Genomic DNA, 1,752 nt, shown 5'->3' on the forward strand with positions numbered 1-1,752 from the left:
CCGTAATTTCCTCATTCAGCAAATGGGCGATCAGTGCTGCTTCTAATGCAGTGGCATCCGGCATATCTCGCACAATTGCCGGGATCGAATCCATCTCTAACGCACAGCAACTGCGCCAGCGCCGCTCACCACTGATGATTTCATATTTACCCCTGGCACCAGGTCTGACCAGGATCGGTTCCAGAACCCCATGCTTCGCAATAGACTCCTTAAGCCGCTCCATCTTTTGCGGATCAAAATAAAGTCGAGGTTGCTTTAACCTCCCAGGGAGCTGAAGCGGTTGAATATCAGCAACCGGTAATCTAAACGACTGCCCTGAAAGCGACTTCAAACTCTCAATTTCTTCCTTGAGCTGGGCAATCGTTTCACCCTCCTGAGCATTTAAGGCACCACTAAACATGGTCGCCATGGGGCGTTTGCTGATGCGAGCCATCGCTAATCCATCTCCTTAATCACTTCAACTGCAATTTTTTCGTAGAGCTTATTGTTGGGATCCCCTGCTCTGTAGATACCCAATGGCAACCCAGCAGCTGCGGCATTGGCAATGTAGGCATTGTCTTTAATCGTCGGAAACATCGGAATTTGCATGTGCCGCATAATATCAGGTAATCCCTCAATATCCGACAGCCCTAAATTATCTCGATGCATTGCCCGATTCTTGGCCCCATTTGGCACCACCCCAAACACCTTAGGCGCGGGCTTTAGACGTAACTCAGTGCGAGTCAGGCTAATCCACTCCAGCAATTTAGCCATCGCATCCATATCCTTGTCCTCTGGCTTCAGCGTGATAATTACATCTGTACTCGCCGACAGAGCTGCGATATGTAGTTGCTCAATCGTGCCAGGGCAGTCAATAATCAGCACATCGTGGGGAAGTGGATAATCTTCTAATGCATCTGCTAGCAAGTAAGCCCCCCGCTTATCCAAAACAAGGCGCTGTGTACTTTCAGTCAGTGGCAGTCCACCGAGGCAGGCATCGATCCCCTCAATGCGATCCCGCCAAACCGGAAACAGAGGATAGTCCCCTTTAAAGTCAGGTCGCAACACCCAATCCATCGTTTTCTCCTTTTTGGGATCATCCAATCCACAGAAAAGAGTCAACGAACCATTGGGGTCACAACCAAACATCGCAACCTTCTTTCCTTTGCGGGCGAGCTGGTAAGCCAGGTTAACGGTCAGTGTGGTCTTACCAACGCCACCGCTATTCGACATGATTGAAATAACTTTTTTCAGCATCTTTGTTGTGGCGAAGTTTCAAAGCGTGCGCGCACATCATAACTCAATCTGACTGAAAATTCTCAGAATTCTTAAGTGGAATTATTGAATTTGAGAATTCCAGAATTTTCAAGAGACTTTTTAGCTGTGATATGAATGCCGTAAGCGTTTCTTGAGCGGAGTCGAAAGGAATGCTGGCAGTGCCTTGAGCCTGCCCTCCGATATCGGGCGCTATTAACCAGCCGCTCTCTTTGAGAACAAGATTACCTTTTACCAAACAACCCAGACTCCGATGCCTGGAGCGTATCGTAAAAACTCTCTTTCGCCTTTAGTTCCAAAGCCCGTTTGGTATATCGCCCAAACACATTCATTGACTTAATTCGCATCAGCCTGCGTACAAACTCAGGATTCATTCCCTCCAAGATCAACTGAGTCCCAAACGTATGGCGCAGCTGATGAGGATGAATGGCATCATCCAGTTCTGCCAACTCAGCCAAATCCTTGATGCAGTTATAAACCCCCTTGTATCCCATCCGC

General features: G+C 48.2%; 3 protein-coding genes. All 3 read right to left on the reverse strand.

All coding sequences use genetic code 11. The features are described from left to right. A partial coding sequence (locus IQ260_RS30360) for a ParB N-terminal domain-containing protein (RefSeq protein ID WP_193996765.1) occupies positions 1 to 433 on the reverse strand: 433 nt, incomplete at its 3' end. Positions 434 to 435: 2 nt separating this feature from the next. Beyond that, complete coding sequence (locus tag IQ260_RS30365; protein WP_193996766.1) at positions 436 to 1,236, reverse strand: ParA family protein; 801 nt, start codon at positions 1,234 to 1,236, stop codon at positions 436 to 438. A 242-nt stretch (positions 1,237 to 1,478) separates the two neighbouring features. Further along, the coding region (locus tag IQ260_RS30370; protein WP_193996767.1) for a tyrosine-type recombinase/integrase at positions 1,479 to 1,752 on the reverse strand (274 nt) is incomplete at its 5' end.

The sequence above is a fragment of the Leptolyngbya cf. ectocarpi LEGE 11479 genome, from assembly GCF_015207065.1.
GTDB classification, from domain to species: Bacteria; Cyanobacteriota; Cyanobacteriia; order Phormidesmidales; family Phormidesmidaceae; genus Leptothoe; species Leptothoe ectocarpi.